The 16,477-nt window shown below is 67.6% G+C and carries 17 protein-coding genes; 9 read left to right on the forward strand and 8 right to left on the reverse strand.

Going from position 1 to position 16,477, the window contains the following annotated elements; genetic code table 11:
- Positions 1-39: 39 nt before the first annotated feature.
- From FHR32_RS28885 to FHR32_RS28900, 4 genes are all read right to left on the reverse strand, one after another.
- Positions 40-477, reverse strand: coding sequence for a GNAT family N-acetyltransferase (locus FHR32_RS28885; RefSeq protein ID WP_184757645.1), 438 nt, complete (start codon positions 475-477; stop codon positions 40-42).
- A gap of 258 nt (positions 478-735) precedes the next feature.
- Positions 736-2,133, reverse strand: a complete 1,398-nt coding sequence (locus tag FHR32_RS28890) for an IS1380 family transposase (protein ID WP_184751892.1) — start codon at positions 2,131-2,133, stop codon at positions 736-738.
- A gap of 115 nt (positions 2,134-2,248) precedes the next feature.
- Complete coding sequence (locus tag FHR32_RS28895; RefSeq protein ID WP_184757909.1) at positions 2,249-2,407, reverse strand: hypothetical protein; 159 nt, start codon at positions 2,405-2,407, stop codon at positions 2,249-2,251.
- Between the two features lie 59 nt (positions 2,408-2,466).
- Positions 2,467-2,670 (reverse strand): hypothetical protein, encoded by a 204-nt coding sequence (locus FHR32_RS28900; RefSeq protein ID WP_184757646.1) that lies wholly within the window; start codon positions 2,668-2,670, stop codon positions 2,467-2,469.
- 269 nt (positions 2,671-2,939) lie between these two features.
- Between FHR32_RS28900 and FHR32_RS28905 the strand changes: the two genes are divergently transcribed.
- Positions 2,940-3,248, forward strand: coding sequence for a hypothetical protein (locus FHR32_RS28905; protein ID WP_184757647.1), 309 nt, complete (start codon positions 2,940-2,942; stop codon positions 3,246-3,248).
- Positions 3,249-3,276: 28 nt separating this feature from the next.
- Positions 3,277-5,235 carry a hypothetical protein gene (locus tag FHR32_RS28910; RefSeq protein WP_184757648.1) on the forward strand — a complete coding sequence of 653 codons (1,959 nt, stop codon included), beginning with the start codon at positions 3,277-3,279 and terminating at the stop codon, positions 5,233-5,235.
- Positions 5,236-5,245: 10 nt separating this feature from the next.
- Here FHR32_RS28910 and FHR32_RS28915 read toward each other — a convergent pair whose 3' ends face one another.
- On the reverse strand, positions 5,246-5,722 hold the full coding sequence (locus FHR32_RS28915; RefSeq protein WP_184757649.1) for a hypothetical protein: 477 nt from the start codon (positions 5,720-5,722) through the stop codon (positions 5,246-5,248).
- A gap of 501 nt (positions 5,723-6,223) precedes the next feature.
- Here FHR32_RS28915 and FHR32_RS28920 point away from each other — a divergent pair.
- The 4 genes from FHR32_RS28920 to FHR32_RS28935 all read left to right on the forward strand — a co-directional run bounded on the left by FHR32_RS28920 (position 6,224) and on the right by FHR32_RS28935 (position 10,855).
- Positions 6,224-7,051 carry a Scr1 family TA system antitoxin-like transcriptional regulator gene (locus FHR32_RS28920; protein WP_184757650.1) on the forward strand — a complete coding sequence of 276 codons (828 nt, stop codon included), beginning with the start codon at positions 6,224-6,226 and terminating at the stop codon, positions 7,049-7,051.
- Entirely contained in the window at positions 7,042-7,248 is a 207-nt protein-coding gene (locus tag FHR32_RS28925) for a DUF397 domain-containing protein (RefSeq protein ID WP_184757651.1), read from the forward strand. Before FHR32_RS28920 ends, FHR32_RS28925 begins: the two co-directional genes overlap by 10 nt.
- A 477-nt stretch (positions 7,249-7,725) precedes the next feature.
- Entirely contained in the window at positions 7,726-8,685 is a 960-nt protein-coding gene (gene pip / locus FHR32_RS28930; protein ID WP_184757652.1) for a prolyl aminopeptidase, read from the forward strand.
- Between the two features lie 328 nt (positions 8,686-9,013).
- The gene (locus tag FHR32_RS28935) at positions 9,014-10,855 is read left to right on the forward strand and encodes a glycoside hydrolase family 15 protein (protein WP_184757653.1); all 1,842 of its coding nucleotides are present in this window, start codon (positions 9,014-9,016) and stop codon (positions 10,853-10,855) included.
- Between the two features lie 69 nt (positions 10,856-10,924).
- Here the strand turns inward: FHR32_RS28935 and dhaM are convergent, their stop codons facing one another.
- Genes dhaM through dhaK form a run of 3 tightly spaced genes read right to left on the reverse strand, consistent with a single transcriptional unit; the run spans position 10,925 to position 12,963 of the window.
- Positions 10,925-11,296, reverse strand: coding sequence for a dihydroxyacetone kinase phosphoryl donor subunit DhaM (gene dhaM / locus FHR32_RS28940; RefSeq protein WP_184757654.1), 372 nt, complete (start codon positions 11,294-11,296; stop codon positions 10,925-10,927).
- Between the two features lie 31 nt (positions 11,297-11,327).
- On the reverse strand, positions 11,328-11,969 hold the full coding sequence (gene dhaL / locus FHR32_RS28945) for a dihydroxyacetone kinase subunit DhaL (RefSeq protein ID WP_184757655.1): 642 nt from the start codon (positions 11,967-11,969) through the stop codon (positions 11,328-11,330).
- Between the two features lies 1 nt (position 11,970).
- Positions 11,971-12,963 carry a dihydroxyacetone kinase subunit DhaK gene (gene dhaK, locus FHR32_RS28950; protein WP_184757656.1) on the reverse strand — a complete coding sequence of 331 codons (993 nt, stop codon included), beginning with the start codon at positions 12,961-12,963 and terminating at the stop codon, positions 11,971-11,973.
- Between the two features lie 208 nt (positions 12,964-13,171).
- On the opposite strand from dhaK, the gene FHR32_RS28955 reads away from it, so the two are divergent.
- The 3 genes from FHR32_RS28955 (at position 13,172) to FHR32_RS28965 (ending at position 16,474) form a co-directional block, all read left to right on the forward strand.
- Complete coding sequence (locus FHR32_RS28955) at positions 13,172-14,566, forward strand: SUKH-4 family immunity protein (RefSeq protein ID WP_376773402.1); 1,395 nt, start codon at positions 13,172-13,174, stop codon at positions 14,564-14,566.
- Between the two features lie 217 nt (positions 14,567-14,783).
- On the forward strand, positions 14,784-15,536 hold the full coding sequence (locus FHR32_RS28960) for a sulfite exporter TauE/SafE family protein (RefSeq protein ID WP_184757658.1): 753 nt from the start codon (positions 14,784-14,786) through the stop codon (positions 15,534-15,536).
- Between the two features lie 185 nt (positions 15,537-15,721).
- A complete protein-coding gene (locus FHR32_RS28965) occupies positions 15,722-16,474 on the forward strand; it encodes a lysophospholipid acyltransferase family protein (RefSeq protein WP_184757659.1) in 753 nt (250 codons plus the stop codon).
- Positions 16,475-16,477 lie beyond the last annotated feature (3 nt).

A 16,477-nucleotide genomic window follows, 5' to 3' on the forward strand; every position in this document is an offset into this window, starting at 1 on the left:
CGACTCTAATGGCCCGGGTGTGCTCTCCGGTGCGCCACGTCACGATGGTCGAGCCACGTACGCTGTCTTTGCGTCGGCCGAGAACCCGCAGGCTCTGTAGAAGGCGTGGGTCGCAGGCTTGCGCGAGCCCATCATCAGCATCGCCTTGTAGCAGCCCGCATCCCATGCGGCTTGGAGTGTACCGGCCATGATCTGCTTACCCAGACCTGTGTCTCGCCGCGATTCCTCGACGACGACGTTCTCGATGACGGCGTAGGGCGATGCCGATCGGGTGATGTTGGGGATCACGTTGAGGTACGTCGTGGCGACGACAACCCCATCCAGTTCGAGCACGAAGAGATGCAGCGCTGGAGAGTCCAGGATCTGCTGGAAAGCTGCTGCATCAGATCCGTCCTTCAGAACCGGATCGTCGGGCTGCAGTTGCCGGTAGAGGCGGATGATCTGCTCGAAGTCGCCAGGCCGAGTCTCACGGAACATGCCTGGAGCGTAACCAACGCACTGAGCCTGAATCCACCGAGCGTCTTTGAATGATCGTTTCTAAGTTCGATTCCTCCATGAGGGCCGTTTCTCTCGGTGTTCGGCAGGTGGAGTCCTGTTTTCGGGCGTGATGGGGCCGCCGCTGGCGGGTTCTGCGGCTTGTCCGGGTCATGCGGTTCGGGGCGGTCGGTGGCGGTGTCGCCGGTGGCTGGGTAGGCCGTCAAGGTGCTGGCGGGGTGGTGCCTGTGAGATGGGATATCAAGCGGCTCGGGCGAGCGGTGGCGAGCGAAGCGCGTCGAAGAGGTTCATCCAGGCGGGCTGCCAGGGCCAGTGGCCGGGCAGGTGGAGGGTGATATGGCCGCGCCCGTGCCGGGCGAGGCGGGCGGGTACGGCGATGAGGTGGCGGCGCAGAGTGGCTCCACGTGCTCGTGCGCAGCGGGCTCCGGACAGGCAACCGGCGGCGCGGAGCAGGTTGTGGCTGATCGTGGCCAGTGCCAGCCAGGCGGCGTTGGCCGCGAAATTACCGGAGGGCAGGTGAGCCAGCGGCCCGGAGATCAGATCGGCGAAGATCTGCTCGATGATCGCGTGATCACGATGCTGTCCTTCGGCCTGGATCAGCTCATACGGAGTGTCGGTGAACACGGCGTGGTAGCGATAGCACGGGTGGTGGCCGGGGTCGGTCTGCTCACCCAGTCGTTTGACCCGGCGCACGATCAGGCGGGCGGTTACGGCCTGCCCCTTCTTGGAGGTGAACGCGGTGTAGCGGGTCTCGGCGACCTCGGCATCGGAGATCCACTGCCCGGATTCCTCGTCCAAGATGGCGTTGGGGTAGCTGATCGGGGTCCAGGCGCCCTGGGGGATCGCGGCGATCGCCGCCTTGATTTTGGGGTCCATCTTCGCGGTGAAGGAGAACCGGACATCGGCTCGCCGGCAGGCGCCGATGACCTTGGCGCTGTAGTAGGCCGCATCGCCTCGGCAGAGCAGGATGCCGGTGGCTCCGGCCTCCCGGGCCGTATTGATCGACTCGGTCACGAAGGTGTCTGCGCCGCGGGCGGAGTTGGCGGTGCCGCCGCGCAACCGACTGGCGGTGATGACCGGGGCGGCCAGTGGGGTGGACAGGGCCGAGGCGAGCACGTTGAGACCGCGGACCCGCAGGCTCTTGCCTTGAATCTTGGTGTGCCCGAACCCGGCGCCCTGTTTGGTCGGCCCGTAAATCCGTTTTTGCATCGAGTCCAGATCGAGGAACGCCAGCACGTCCACGCCGGGCAGCAGCGGTGTGTGCGCGGCCAGACGGGCCAGCAGGCGGCGGCCGACCTTCCCGATCTGCCGCACGTTGCCCCACGTCAGACAGCGCAGAAACGACCCGAGCGTGGAGGGGGCGCGGATCCCGGCAAACAACTTATCCATCCCGCCGTGGCGCAGCACGTCCAGATCATCGATGCTGTCGGCCCCGGCGATCATCCCGGCCACGATCGAGCCGATTTTCAGCGGGGCATTCACCCCGAGTCGGTCGGCGATGGTCACGTGCTCCTGAGCCAGACCGGCCAGGTCACAGCGCTCGGCCAGGCGCATCACCGGCAGCAGGCCTGCGTAGGCGACCGTGTGCTGGTCATCGAAGATCGCATGGGTGTGGGCGGGAGCGTGAGACAATCGCACTTACGACGTGCCCTCTTGATTCGGCGGCTGGAAGCGTAGAGAACTCCCATCCTGCCAGGTCAGAGGGCATCGTCATGTCTACGGTCCAGCCCTCACCTGATAACGCTCGGTGGATTCAGGCTGAGCCTGATGAGAGCTGACGGGCCTGGTGCAGGACGAGGATGGCCTGCATGATCGCGGTCACGCGGCGCGGGCAGCAGCGCAGCTTGGTCAGGATCTTCCAGCACTGCGAGGCTCCCGGCTGGAGCATCGGATCTTGGTCGATTGCTGTCATACCGGGAGCCTCGTCTCCATCGATCTCCCGGCTACGCGCACCCATCGTGACCAGCACGATCAGGATGGAAAAGCCTCACGGTTCTCGTGCTGCCGCTCGCGACGGAGCTCCCGTTCCTCGGCGTCCTTCTCGTCCCAGCGCGCCCGGGTCTCCTTGATCTGATAAAGGGTGATGCGGGACACCCAGATGACGACGACCGCGATCGCCAGGGGCGTGTCCACATGGCCGGTGAAGACCAGCGCGAAAATGGCGATGAAACACACCCATGACGCGGTCTTTGCGACGATTTCTATCGTGTCGATGTGCTCTTCGAACAGCGGTATCCGTTACCCCGGTGCTGTTGGGGGAGTTGTCGGTTTGGCATGAGAGGGAATAGCCGAAATATCAGCCCTGTCCACTCTCGCGATTATGGATCCGGCGACATAAGCGCGATGCCGGCGCTGTCCGGGCCTTGTCGACATGGACGATCTATACCTAGTGTGGTATTAATTTTTTTCTTTCATCGCGGGGTCCTGGAGAGGACGGGGGCGGCGTGGCCGAGCCGATGGTGCCCAATCCCCGGCACGCGGAGCTGAAACGCCTCCTCGCGGAGGCCGAGGAGCGGGCTCAGGAGGTACGGCAGGCCTACCAGCGTGCCTCCTCGGCGATGCGGTCGGGGAAGGTCTGGACGGGGCCGACGGCCGCCACCTGGACGACCGAGCTGGAAGACCGTCATCAGCGGCTGGGACGGCTCGCGCAGCGCGTGGTGGACGCGATCGAGGAGGAGCTGCGCCGGCATCCCGCCATGGTGACCGAGTCCCAGGCGGACGCCGCGCGCCGGGAGATGGCCGGGCGCACCTGACCGCCGTGACCGCGAAAGGGGACGCTCCATGGCACCCACCGCCGAGTTCTGCGGCATCGATCCCGAGGAGATGGGCCGGCTCGCCACCTCCCTGAGCGGCGCGGCCGACCGGCTGACCGCGTTCAGCAAGGAGTTCGAGGGAAAGCTCAGCCGGTATGGGGTCAGCACTTTCGCGCTGCGGGAGATCGCCGACATCGCCGACTGGGGCGATACGCAGGTCTCCATGCTCCACGGCCGGATCGACCTGATCAATGCCCTGGGCAAGGGCGCACCGGAGCTGGGCGGCGGAGGCGACCGGTCGTCGCTCGTCCGTCTCCCCGACGAGCTGGAGGGCTTCGAGACCGCCCAAGGGCTGGCGACCATGTACGGCGAGGACGTCTTCGACAACTTCGGCGGCGAGTTCCAGGCCGGACTCATCCACGAGCACGCCGACGAGGTCGCCAAGCTGGCGGAGAACCCCCAGGCGGCCGCGGCCTTCTTCGCCCTGCTGCCCACGAAGATCCGCGACAGCCTGCCCAACCTCATCGCGAGCAACGGCAGTAAGACTGCCAAGAAAGACCTGGCCGCCTTCAGCAAAGCCCTCGGCGCGGCCCTCGACGCCCCTGTCCTCGTCCCGGCGTTCGCCAAGGTCAGGAGCGACCTGGTGAAACCGGCCGGCAGCAAGGTCTCAGCGTGGAACCGCCTCGCGCTGCTCAAGGGCGCGAACGCCCCTCCGGAGGTCCGCAGCGCGGCGGCCCGCGCACTGGTCCTGAACGATTTCGCGAAGAAGCCCCGCCAGGACTGGCGCGCCGCCGGAGCCACCGAGATGAAGGCGTATGGCCTGCCCTCCGACCTGGTCGCGCTGGGATTGGAGGTGCTGGCCGGGGACGGCACGGCCGCGCGGGACGCGTTCGCCAGGATGGGCGGGGCTGACGTCACGCTGAGCCAGACCGAGAAGATGAAACAGTTCCTCGCCTACGCCAAGGGGGCGGGCACCGGGGACGAGGTGGCCGACGCCTTCGGCCGGGTGCTGGAGGGGGGCACCGAGGCCACTACCGAGAAAGCCGGGCAGCACAGCCCGGCCGCCGCGGCCTTCGCCCTGGATGCGATCAAAGCCGCTGGCTCCTTCGGTGACGATCTGCCGGAACCCGCCCGAGGTTCCATGGCCACCATCGCGAAGTCCTACATCCACGAGTTGGCCTCGGGAGCGCGCTTCGACAAGGCCTTGGACCGTGCCTCCGGAATGGGGGTTCCGGCGAACTGGATCGCTCTTCCCGGGGTGACCCCGGCGTTCTATCTCAGCCCGGGCGACACTCATCGCTTCTTCAAGACCTTTGTCGGGGACAAGCAGCTCACCGACGACTTCGACACGACCGCGGCGCAATTCCGCTATGACACGCTGACGGCGGCGGCCCGTCTGGACGCGCAAGGCGGGACCAGATATTTCGAGGACACGGCGAGGGTATTCGGTGACCTCGCCAGCGTGGAGTTCAAGGCGACATTGGATGTGCGCGGTGAGCAGGACGCCACCAACGACTTGATCCTCGACATCACCAAGAACACCCTTGCCCTCGGAGTCGACCAGCTGCCCATCGTGGGGACGGGATGGGAACTGACCAAGGCATATGTAATCAGCAGCGTTCTCGACGGCTGGGCCGACAGCTTCGAGACAAGGGTCGAAGAGGCCACCGGAGCTCGGTCGGACTTCGTCCTGCGCCAGAAGTACGACATGGCTCACATTCTTCATGAAGCCGGATATCCGGCGAGCGATCCGCCTGCCGAGCTCATCAGCAAGAGCACCGGCGACCTCAAGACCTATGACGAGCTCCTGGTCGAGGCGAAACGGGAGGCCAACGATGACAAGACATGGGAGCAGGTGCTCCGGCAGAAATTGACACCTTATGAACAGTGGATGGACCGAAACGAAAGCTTAGACAAGAAGATCGAGTACTCTTCACGGTTCCTGGCCAGCGAACAAGCCAAGGAGCAGCTAAGAGTCTGGAAGTGAGACGGTTTCCTCACCGCGGCAGGCAGGGAGTCATCGCATCCAGTCGCCAGGTGGGAGCCTCAGGAGCCACATACACGGTCATCGTGATGCCTAGGTCCTTCTTCGTGCCGTGTATGAACCGTCCTTCATCGGTATCCATCTGGCTGTAGTCATGCTCCAACTTGTATCCGAAGTCCTGGACAAGGACGTTCTCTACCAGCGCTTGGGCTCGGCCTAGGTGAGAATTCAATGGTTCGTTGGCACGTTCATCGTCTGCCGTAGCCCGAAGCACCCGCCTGAACTTGTCTTTGTCGCAACGGAGGTCCTTGTCCGGATGCTGCAAAATGCGAAGTTTCATGAGTGGATTCTTGAAGACATCATTGGTCTCCAGGCGCTGTGCGTCCTTCTGCAGCTCCGCTGCCGCCTCTTTCAACGAAGGCTCGGAAGTGCATCCCGATGCCGTCACCACCAGCGCCAAACCGACGGCCACCAGCCGGGCGAAACGCATTCAGGACCTCCGGGGGACGGCTGATGCCGGGACGTACCCAATCCTTACCCACTCGGCCCACCTTCGCCACACCCTTCCCATACCCGTCCTTCAGCGAGAGCCGCCTTCGCGTCGATCGACAGGCTCCACCCGCCGTCGTCGGCCTTGGTGGGGGCGTGTCCTCGCGGACCGGAGCCGCGATCCGCTCGGTCGACGGTTTGCTCGCCGTCATGTTTTCTCCTTCCGGGCGCTTCCCGATGTTTGTTGCCGGAGAGCGAAAGAGCGCTATCGCATTCAGGCGCAGTCTGATCCGTCTCCGGTCAAGAAGGTGATGAAATGCTTTCTTTCTCGTGCTCTCGTGGAGAGAATGTCTATGCTTATACTGCCTTTCCGGTGGTGGATCGGCTACCAGGTCGGAAATCCAGACTAGAGCGGATAATGACAGTCGTTGGTCTACCTGTACGGGGCTTGGTATCGCCGGCTGGGCAATAGGTCCGTTTTTCTAATTCGGGAGGAAATGCGATGGAAGTGGTGCCATCTCTCGACCCTGGCTCCCCTCGCGTGCGATTCGGCGCCGAGATGCGCCGCCTGCGAGAGGCTGCAGAGCTCTCGCAGACCGCCGTGGCCTCCCGCCTCGGCTGCACCCAGACCCAGGTGTGCCGCTTGGAGAAAGCCACCCGCACCCCGTCGAAGTCCGACGCAGAGAGGCTGGACCGCCTCTTCGGAACGACCGATAGCGCCTCTTTCATACGGCTCTACCAGAGCATCGTCTCCCAGTCTCGGAGCCCGTTCTGGTTCCGGAGTTGGGCAGAGGAGATCGAACCCATCGCTCTCGTCCTCCGCTCCTGGGATCCGCTCCTGGTACCAGGTCTTCTCCAGACAGAGGCTTACGCCCGACATGTTCTCAGCCAAGAGCCCCGGATGACTGCTCAGCAGGTGGAGGAACGTATCGAGGCCCGAGTGCAGCGGCGGCAAATCCTGAACCAGGACGACCCTCCGCTTTTCCTCACACTCATAGACGCCGGTGTTCTGCAGCGCCCGGTTGGGGATTCCGAAGTCATGCGCGACCAGCTTGACTACCTGCTGGAGGCCGCTCAGCATCCCACCGTTTCGATCCAACTTGTGGACCCGCGATGCCTGCCAGGACTGTTGGGGGCATTCATGATCGCTGAATTGCCGAACGGCCAGCCGGACGCCATCCACGCCGACTCTTCAGCAGAAGGACAGTTCTCGGCCGATTCCAGTCTTGTGGCCTCAGTATGGAATCGATATGAGGCGATACGTCGATGGGCTTATCCTGATCACATGTCGCTCAAGATGATTCAGGATGCGAGGCAGGAATGGATCTGAGTGCCGCTGTGTGGCGAAAGTCATCACGTTCCGGATCGAACGGTGGCCAGTGCGTTGAGGTCGCCGCTAATCTGCCCGGGGTGGTCGCGGTCCGCGACAGTAAGGACCCGGACGGTCCCAAGCTGCTCTTCACCCCCGCCGAGTGGGGAGCGTTCGTCGGCGGCGTCAAGACCGGCGAGTTCGACTCTCTGATCTGACCCCGCTCCCAGATTCGACTACCACGCCTCTGAACTGCGGGGAAACGGCCGGGCTCCGACCACCTGTCCTCGCCGGGGGCGTGGTGGCCGACGTCGGAAGAGAGCCCCGCTCGAGGGCCGCCCTCGGAGCGCAGTCGGTCCCCTGCGCCCGGTGTCCTCGGAGCGCCGCACGGGTGGCGTGTGTCCTCTTGGCCCGGGTGATCTTCCTGGCCCTGCTCCGAAACTCGCGTAGCCCGACTCCCGCCGGTCCATCCGCCCGATCCGCGCCGGCTGGGGCACGCCCGCGACAGTTGTACGTGTCGCACAACGGCAAGGCGAGCCCGTTCGTGACTCCGGCGGCAGGTGCTTCTGGGCCCAGAGCGAGAGCAGCACCGGCAGGTCCGTATCGAGGAGCTGCGCCAGAAATCCATTCGCCTGATGTAACAGTGCTGTCATATCCTCGTCGCTCTTACACGAGACGCCGAAGGGGATCACGACATGGCCACGCCCTACCCTCCGATCGAGCCGTACGACCACGGCATGCTCGACACCGGCGACGGCAACCTCGTCTACTGGGAGGTCTGCGGCAACCCGGACGGCAAGCCCGCCCTCGTCGTCCACGGCGGACCCGGGTCGGGGTGCTCCACCGGTGTCCGCCGGACCTTCGACCCCGAGCGTTACCGGGTCGTCCTGTTCGACCAGCGTGGTTGCGGGCGGAGTACGCCGCACGCGAGCGACCCCGCGACCGACATGAGCCTCAACACCACCGAGCACCTGCTGGCCGACATGGAGCGGCTCCGCGAGCACCTCGGCATCGACCGCTGGCTGCTGTACGGCGGTTCGTGGGGTTCCACGCTGATCCTCGCCTATGCCGAGCGCCACCCCGAGCGGGTGTCGGAGATCGTCATTCCCGCCGTCACCACGACCCGGCGGTCGGAGATCGACTGGCTCTATCGGGGGGTGGGCCGGTTCTTCCCCGAGGAGTGGGACCGGTTCCGAGCCGGCGTCCCCGAGGCCGAGCGCGACGGCGACCTGGTCGCGGCCTACGCCCGTCTCATGGAGGACCCCGATCCGGACGTGCGGGCGAGGGCCGCGACCGACTGGATGACCTGGGAGGACGCGGTGATCTCCCTGGAGTCGAACGGCAAGCCCAACGCTTACAGTGACCGTCCGCCCGCCGCGACGCTGGCGTTCGTCCGCATCTGCACGCACTACTTCTCCCACGGCGCGTGGCTGGAGGAGGGCGCCCTGCTACGCGACGCGGACCGCCTGGCCGGAATCCCCGGCGTTCTGATCCACGGCCGCCTCGACATGGGCAGCCCGCCCCACACCGCCTGGCAGCTCTCCCGCGCCTGGCCCGACGCGGAGCTGCACGTCATCACCGACTCCGGTCACACCGGCAGCGACACGATGCGCGACCGGATCCTCGGCGCGATCGACCGGTTCGCCCAGCGGTGAGCCGACGCTGTCTGCCCGCATCTCTCCCGGCCCGTGGGGACGGGACCGCTGATCGGAGGCCCGGGCACCGGTGAGGCCGTGCCGCTACCTGGCTGCCTGATCCACCGCCGCCGCTCCTGCAGGGAAGGACGTCTCCGGTCTCGCCCCCGGATGACCCCCGGTGCGGGGACCGCTGAGAGTCTCGCGCGGAACCGCATGTGGAAGGGGGCGCTCCGCGGCGTCCCTTTCCGAAACCTTCCGGCTCCTTGACGCAGGAAAGACCTTGGGGAGAAACAGGGACGCGTAGCTTGATGGCATAAAGGCGGTTCTGTGAGGTGAGAAGGCTGACATGACGGCAGCGGAGTCCGCTTATCGTCCGGGATCGGCAGGCGGTCCCCGATACCTGCCGATCGCCGACCACGGGTTGATCGGTGACATGCGGACCGTGGCGCTCGTGGACACCCGCGGCACGATCGGCTGGTACTGCTGCCCGCGTTTCGACGCGCCCAGCGTGTTCGCCTCGATTCTGGACGCCGACAGGGGCGGATCGTTCGAGCTGACCGCCGACGTGCCGGCGAGGACCAAGCAGTTCTACTTCCCCGACACCAACGTGCTGATCACCCGGTTCTTCGCTCCGGACGGGGTGGGGGAGATCCAGGACTTCATGCCGATCGCCGGGGACTCGGACGAGATCGACCGGCACCGGCTGATCCGGCGGGTGCTGTGCGTCCGCGGAGCACTGCCGTTCCAGGCGCGGATCGCGCCGCGCTTCGACTACGGAAGGCAGTCGCACCGCCTGACCATGCGGGACGGCCGGGCGGTCTTCGAATCGCCGTCGCTGTCCCTGGCCCTGACCGCCAGCGTGCCCCTCGAAGCCGACGGCCCGGACGTGTGGTCGGAGTTCAAGCTCAGCGAGGGCGAGTGCGCGGTGTTCGCGCTCGACGTGCTCGGCGACGGCGTGATGCCGAGGTCGTGCCCGATCGCCGAGGCCGAGAGTGAGTTCGCCGCAACGGTCGCGTTCTGGCGGCGCTGGCTGTCCGCGTCACGCTATCGCGGCCGGTGGCGGGAGATGGTGCACCGTTCCGCGCTGACACTGAAGCTGCTCACCTACGCGCCGACCGGCGGGATCGTGGCCGCCGCGACGACCAGCCTGCCCGAGCAGGTCGGCGGGGAGCGCAACTGGGACTACCGCTACGTCTGGATCCGCGACTCGGCGTTCTGCGTGTACGCGCTGCTCAGGCTGGGCTTCAGCGAGGAAGCGGCGGCGTTCATGGGTTTTCTTTCCAAGCATGTCAGCCTCAGGGGCGACGGCCCGTCGGGCCCGTTGCAGATCATGTACGGCATCGACGGGCGCACCGAACTACCCGAGATCGAACTTCCCCACCTCGAGGGCCACCGGGGTTCCTTCCCGGTGCGCGTCGGGAACGCTGCCGCCCACCAGCTCCAGCTGGACATCTACGGGGCTCTCATCGACTCCATCTACCTCTACGACAAGATGGGCCGGCCCATCTCCAGTGATCACTGGGAGGAGGTCCACACCCTGGTGGACTGGGTCTGTGACAACTGGGACCGGCCCGACGAGGGCGTCTGGGAGACCCGCGGCGGGCGCAAGGACTTCGTCTACTCGCGGCTGATGTGCTGGGTGGCGATCGAACGGGCCATGCGGATGGCCGCCCACCGCGGACTGCCCGCCAACACGCTGCGCTGGCAGCGGGCCCGCGACGCGATCTACCGGCAGATCATGCGGCGCGGCTGGTCGGTCCCGCTGCAGGCGTTCGTCCAGCACTTCGACGACGACGTCCTCGACGCCTCCGTGCTGATGATGCCGCTGACCAAGTTCATCGCCCCCACCGACCCCAAGTGGCTGTCCACCCTCGACGCGCTCGGCAGGAACCTGGTGTCCGACTCGCTGGTCTACCGCTACGACCCCGCGGCCAGCCCGGACGGGGTGCAGGGGCAGGACGGCACGTTCTCGATCTGCTCGTTCTGGTACGTCGAGGCGCTCACCCGCGCCGGGCGCCTCGACGAGGCGCGGCTCGCCTTCGAGAAGATGCTCACCTACGCCAACCACCTCGGCCTGTACGCCGAGGAGATCGGGCAGACCGGCGAGCAGCTCGGCAACTTCCCGCAGGCCTTCACCCATCTCGGACTGATCAGCGCCGCCTTCAACCTCGACCGTGCCCTCGGCTAGGCGCCATCCGAGGGGCTCCTCCAACCGTCGAGGCGCATCGGAACGACCGGTCCCGCTCCCCACCTGTGGTCAGAGTTTGCGGAAGGTCCTCGACTCTTCGGCCGCCGCGAGCACGGCCTCCAGTGAGGCGCCCGAACCCGCCGTGACGACGGCCGCGATCGCGCCCTCCACGAACGGCACGTCGGCGATGACCACCCCCGGCCCCTCCATCAGCCGGGCGGTCAGCACCGAACTGCCCAGGTCGGGGATGAGAATCACCCCGTCCCCCCGGTCGACCTCCTCGATCGCGTCCGCCACCAGGTCGGGGCTGGTGCCCAGGCCGCCGTCGTCGGTGCCCCCGGCCGCGGCCAGGGGGACGCCCTCCCCGCCGATCTGCGCGGCCAGGATCGCCACCTCGGCGGCCAGCGGGCCGCTGTGGGAGATGAGGACGATGCCTACCATCGGGAGGATCCCTTCCGTTCGGCAGGCCGCCTCACCTGGTCACCGCCGTACGTAAGGCGTCGAGGACGAGCGCGGTGGACGCGGCGCCCGGATCCTCGTGGCCCACGCTGCGCGGGCCGAGGTAGCTGGCCCGGCCCTTGCGGGCCTGCATCGGGACCGTGGCCTCCGCCCCGGCGAGCGCCGCCGACGCGGCCGCGCCGACCGCCTCCTGAGGCGTCTTCCCCTCCTGCGCGGCCTGCGCCAGCGCCCGGACCGCCGGGGCGAGCGCGTCCACCATGGTCTTGTCACCCTCGACCGCGGACCCCAGTTTCTGTACCCCGGACAGGGCGGCCTCCAGGGCGGTGGACAGCTCCGCGACGGACACCTCGGAGACGTCGCCCAGCGCCTTGCCCGCCTCCCGGAACGCCATGCCGTACAGCGGTCCGGAGGCCCCGCCGACCTTGCGGATCAGCGTGCTCCCCACCAGGGCCAGCAGCGACCCGGGGGAGTCGTGCTCCTTACCGGCCAGTTCCTGGGTGACCGCGGTGAAGCCCCGGTCGAGGTTGGTCCCGTGGTCGGCGTCGCCGATCGCGGCGTCGAGCCGGGTCAGCCGGTCCTTCTCGGTCCGCACGGTCCGGGAGATCTCCTCGATCCACGCGGCGAAGAGCGCCGTGTCCAGCTCGGTGCCGGCCATGTCAGCGGCCCCAGCGCAGGGCGGGGGTCTCCACCGGAGCGTCCCAGAGGCGGGTGAGCTCGTCGGTCAGCCGGCAGACCGTGACCGAGAAGCCCTGCATGTCGAGGCTGGTGACGTAGTTGCCGACCAGGCTGCGCGCCGCCCTCGCGCCCTTGCCCGCCAGGTAGTCCGTCACCTCGGCGAAGACGATGTAAAGCTCGATCAGCGGTGTGCCGCCCATGCCGTTCACCATGACCAGGTTGTCGCCGGAGATCGGCATGTCCTCGTCGATGGCGTCCATCACGACGCCGACCAGTTCGCGGGCCTCGCGCATGGCCGAGCGTGCCCGGCCGGGCTCGCCGTGGATGCCGATGCCCAGCTCGATCTCGTCCTCACCGAGGTCGAAGGTGGGCCTGCCCGCGGCAGGGGTGACACAGGCGCTCAGCGCGACACCGAAGGACCGGCTGGCGGCGTCGACCTCCTTGGCCACCCGCGCGACCTCGGCCAGCGGCGCGCCGGTCTCGGCCAGCGCTCCGGCGATCTTCTCCACGAAGAGCGTCGCGCCGGTCCCTCGGCGGCCCGCCGTGTAGAGGGAGTCCTGCACGGCCACGTCGTCGTCGACCAGCACGCCGGCCACCTCCATGCCCTCCTCGGCGCAGAGCTCGGCGGCCATCTCGAAGTTCAGGACGTCACCGGTGTAGTTCTTCACGATATGCAGCACTCCCGCGCCGCCGTTCACCGCCTCGCTCGCCGCGATCACCTGGTCGGGCACGGGGGAGGTGAAGATCTCGCCGGGACAGGCCGCGTCGAGCATGCCGTACCCGACGAAACCGGCGTGCAGCGGCTCGTGCCCGGAACCTCCGCCCGAGACCAGGCCGACCTTGCCCGGCTGAGGGCCCGAGGTGCGCACCACGATCTGGTTCTCCGTGTCCACCCGCAGCCCGGGATGCGCCGCGGCGAGCCCTCGCAGCGCGTCGACAACGACGGAATCAACGCTGTTGATGAGTTTCTTCACGTTTCAAGGCTTTCCCTTCGCGCGTGGCGGCAAGCGCGCCCGGGAAAACCTCTTCCCCGACCGTCATGAGACGCCGCTCGGCCTGGTGGCCTCGTACGGGCGATCGCCTTTGGGTGTAGCTCTTTCTCAGTGACTGGGCTGATCAAGCAGTGAGGTCGAGTTCGTGCTGGTAGCGGGTCTGGTGAACTCGGCGGTGCTCTTGAACGAGATGGAAACGCCGGTAGGCATCGAAGTCGCCGTTTGCCGATCACCGGCCCGCACCGGGCCTCGATCGCCGTCTTGGCGGCATCGAACGATCCGCGCACGGCCTCGGTCACCGTCCCCACGAGCGTGGACAGCTGCCGGTGATGGCCCGCCTCCAGGCGGCGCCGCACCACCTGGTCGGCGCCGGCCAGCGCGGTGCCCGTGCGGCGGGCGCGCTGGAGCGAGTGCCGTTCGCGGGCTGCCCAGGGTCGCAGGCGAGCACTTCTGCGCGGACATCCCCGACGGGCCGTTCGGGCTGTTCGCCGTCCGCCCGCTGAACGAGGACAACCGGGCCCTGATCCTGGGCGGAACCGGGACCGACGGCGACATGCTGTACATCCTCGATGTGAACGAGGGGGTCGTCGTGCTCCTTTCCCGAGGAGACGGTGACGAGAAGCCCCAGCTCGAGATTGTGAACACCACGCTGGGGGCCTTCGCCGAGTTCGTTCGTCGGTTGGGCGCGTACATGCACTCGCCCCGGGCTGAGCGGCCCGCGGACGACAAGGCCCGCCTCGCGGAGATCGCCGCAGGGCTGGAGGAGCTCGATCCTGAGGCGTTCAAGCATCCGCACTGCTGGTGGGCGATGGGGGTCGCTCATCATCGGCGGGAAGCGGCCAGGCGTGAGAGGGCACATTCGCCTGCCGAGTCGCACAGCGAAGCCTTCGACCGGGTCCTCGACCGGCTGGACGAGAAGGGGTGGCAGCACGTCACGGGCAAGAAGTTCGCGTCCGCGACCGGTGAATACGGACTGCTGACCCTGCCGGACGACTTCACGGACGCGTTCTCGGCCGACGGCGCCCTGCTCCGGGACGTCGACGTCCGCTGGAGGGGTGGCCTTCCGTCGGAGATTCAGTCGGTCTTCGCCTGGGAGGGGCTCGTGGTCCGCGTCCTCGAGGACGAGTTGGAGGACGAACTGGAGGACGAGGACGACTTCGATGCCGCGATGGAGCGGCTTCTGGCGGCGGCCCACGGCCCCCAGGAGCCGGGCGAAGGTACCGTGACCTGCCTGGCCACTGCGGAGACCTCCGATCTGTGCCGGATCCTGCGGGCTTTCGGACGCCTGGCCGCGAAGGGATACGTTGCCGAGCCCGCCCTCTGGCCCACCACGTCAGGATGCTGGCAGCGCGTGGCCGAGCGAACCGAGGACGTGGAGTCGCCCAGGGCCGTCTTCTGGAACACACAGAGCCATGACACGGCCTTCGACGCCAGGGGCGACCTGGTCGACGAGCTTTACCTCGGGTGGGCAGGCGACCGCGAGGAGCTCGCCAGGACCCTGGCTGAGACGGAGCTCGCGGTGAAGGTGCCCGAAGACGAGGGGACGACCTTCATCCTCGGTCCCGCCGCCGGCCGCCAGACCTGACCATCGTCGGGCACCGGCGTGCAGGTAGAAGCCAGCCCCACGATCAAACAGCCGCAACCACAAACACCCAGCTCAGTCAGTCACTGAGTTCGAGCTACACCCATCGCCTTTCCACCCGTGTCCGCGACCTGCGCCCGGCTGTTCTGCCGCCGCAGGCCGGTGGGGAGGAGAGCCACCGCCTGACCGGCGGTTCCGGCCGTGTGGTTGGGTTACGGATGTGATCTTCGCTGAAGCGCTGGGCCTGGCCGCGGCGGGAGTGCTGGCAGGCGTGGTCAGCACGGTGGTGAGTTTGGCGTCCGTCGTCTCCTACCCTGCGCTGCTCGCGTTCGGTCTGTCCCCGCTGAGCGCGAATGTCACGAACACGGTCGCGCTGCTGTTCACCGGCCTGGGAGCGGCGGCCGGGTCGCGGCCGGAGCTCGCGGGCCAGGGCAGGCGAGTCCTGCGACTGGGATGGGTGACGGCGCTGGGAGGCGCCACGGGTGCGCTCCTGCTTCTGCTGACTCCGTCCCAGGTGTTCGAGGTCATCGCGCCGTGGCTGATCGCGGCCGCCTCGCTGCTACTGATCCGCCCGCTGAGGCTGGGGGTCCTGGCCGGCAACCTCGAGGCCGAACGTGGCTGGCCGCTGCGTGCCGCGCTGTTCACGGTCGCGATCTACATCGGATACTTCGGAGCGGCCGGCGGGATCCTCATGTTCGCCGTGCTCACGGCCGTGCTGGACCAGTCGCCGGTCAGAGTCAACGCCGTCAAGAATGTCGTGTCCGCGCTGGCCAACGGGGTGGCCGCGATCGGATTCGCGATCTTCGGGCCGGTGCAGTGGTCGGCCGCGGTGCCGCTCGCGGCGGGGTTCCTGGCGGGGGGCTGGCTCGGCCCGGCGATCGCGCGGCGGCTTCCCGGGCGGTCGCTCCGCGTCGTCGCCGCCGTCTGCGGCCTGCTTGTCGCGCTCAAACTGGGCATCGACGCCTACCGGTGAGGCCGCGTTCCGCGGCGGCGGCCGGATCGACGTCCCGGACGAGCGCGGCTCCGTCTTCACCCAGGCGTTCCAGTCCATCGGCTGCGAGGCGGTGACCGTACGGGACCGGGAGGTCCCTCCGGCGGAGCCGCCGCCACCGCCATGGCCGGTCGAATCCCGCCGAGTGGCTGAGGTACGGTTCAGCCATGGCTGAGATCGTGTACCCCCCGGTCATCGGGGCTGCGCGGACCCTGTTCCGCGCCCTGGACCTGAAGATCCGCGTCGAGGGAGCCGAGCGGATCCCGCGAACCGGCGGAGCGGTGCTGGTCAGTAACCACATCAGCTATCTGGACTTCATCTTCGCCGGTCTGACCGTGCTGCCGGCCAAGCGCCTGGTCCGTTTCATGGCCAAGAAGGAGGTCTTCGACCACAAGATCTCCGGCCCGCTGATGCGCGGCATGCACCACATCCCGGTGGACCGCGCGGCGGGTGCCGCGGCCTTCGGCGCGGCGCTGAAGTCACTCAGGGCCGGTGAGATCGTGGGCGTGTTCGCCGAGGCCACGATCAGCCAGTCCTTCACGGTCAAGGAGATCAAGAACGGCGCGGTCCGGATGGCCGTGGGCGCGAAGGTGCCGCTCATCCCGGTCGCCCTGTGGGGCACCCAGCGGCTGTGGACCAAGGGACGCCCCAGGAAGCTCCTCCAGCGGCACGTGCCGATCACCATCCTGGTCGGCGAGCCGCTGTACGCCAAGCGCGGCGACGACTACGACGCCGTCACCGCCGAGCTGCGCGAGAGCATGGCCGCGCTGCTCGACAGGGCCCAGCGGACCTACCCGGAGATCCCCCCGGGCGCCTGGTGGCAGCCCCGCCATCTCGGCGGCAGCGCCCCCACCCCGGAGGAGGCCGCCAAGCTGGACGCCGACGAGGCCGAGGCCCGGGCCGCCCGCCACGGGTCGTGAACG

Source organism: Streptosporangium album, from assembly GCF_014203795.1.
Classification (GTDB): Bacteria; Actinomycetota; Actinomycetes; order Streptosporangiales; family Streptosporangiaceae; genus Streptosporangium; species Streptosporangium album.

What these genes read in the sequence shown, in the direction of transcription:
- FHR32_RS28885 (WP_184757645.1), bottom strand. Translation starts at nt 477, where the DNA reads ATGTTCCGTGAGACTCGGCCTGGCGACTTCGAGCAGATCATCCGCCTC.
- FHR32_RS28895 (WP_184757909.1), bottom strand. Translation starts at nt 2,407, where the DNA reads ATGACAGCAATCGACCAAGATCCGATGCTCCAGCCGGGAGCCTCGCAG.
- FHR32_RS28910 (WP_184757648.1), top strand. Translation starts at nt 3,277, where the DNA reads ATGGCACCCACCGCCGAGTTCTGCGGCATCGATCCCGAGGAGATGGGC.
- FHR32_RS28915 (WP_184757649.1), bottom strand. Translation starts at nt 5,722, where the DNA reads ATGCGTTTCGCCCGGCTGGTGGCCGTCGGTTTGGCGCTGGTGGTGACG.
- FHR32_RS28920 (WP_184757650.1), top strand. Translation starts at nt 6,224, where the DNA reads ATGGAAGTGGTGCCATCTCTCGACCCTGGCTCCCCTCGCGTGCGATTC.
- FHR32_RS28925 (WP_184757651.1), top strand. Translation starts at nt 7,042, where the DNA reads ATGGATCTGAGTGCCGCTGTGTGGCGAAAGTCATCACGTTCCGGATCG.
- pip (WP_184757652.1), top strand. Translation starts at nt 7,726, where the DNA reads ATGGCCACGCCCTACCCTCCGATCGAGCCGTACGACCACGGCATGCTC.
- FHR32_RS28935 (WP_184757653.1), top strand. Translation starts at nt 9,014, where the DNA reads ATGACGGCAGCGGAGTCCGCTTATCGTCCGGGATCGGCAGGCGGTCCC.
- dhaM (WP_184757654.1), bottom strand. Translation starts at nt 11,296, where the DNA reads ATGGTAGGCATCGTCCTCATCTCCCACAGCGGCCCGCTGGCCGCCGAG.
- dhaL (WP_184757655.1), bottom strand. Translation starts at nt 11,969, where the DNA reads ATGGCCGGCACCGAGCTGGACACGGCGCTCTTCGCCGCGTGGATCGAG.
- FHR32_RS28955 (WP_376773402.1), top strand. Translation starts at nt 13,172, where the DNA reads ATGGAAACGCCGGTAGGCATCGAAGTCGCCGTTTGCCGATCACCGGCC.
- FHR32_RS28965 (WP_184757659.1), top strand. Translation starts at nt 15,722, where the DNA reads ATGGCTGAGATCGTGTACCCCCCGGTCATCGGGGCTGCGCGGACCCTG.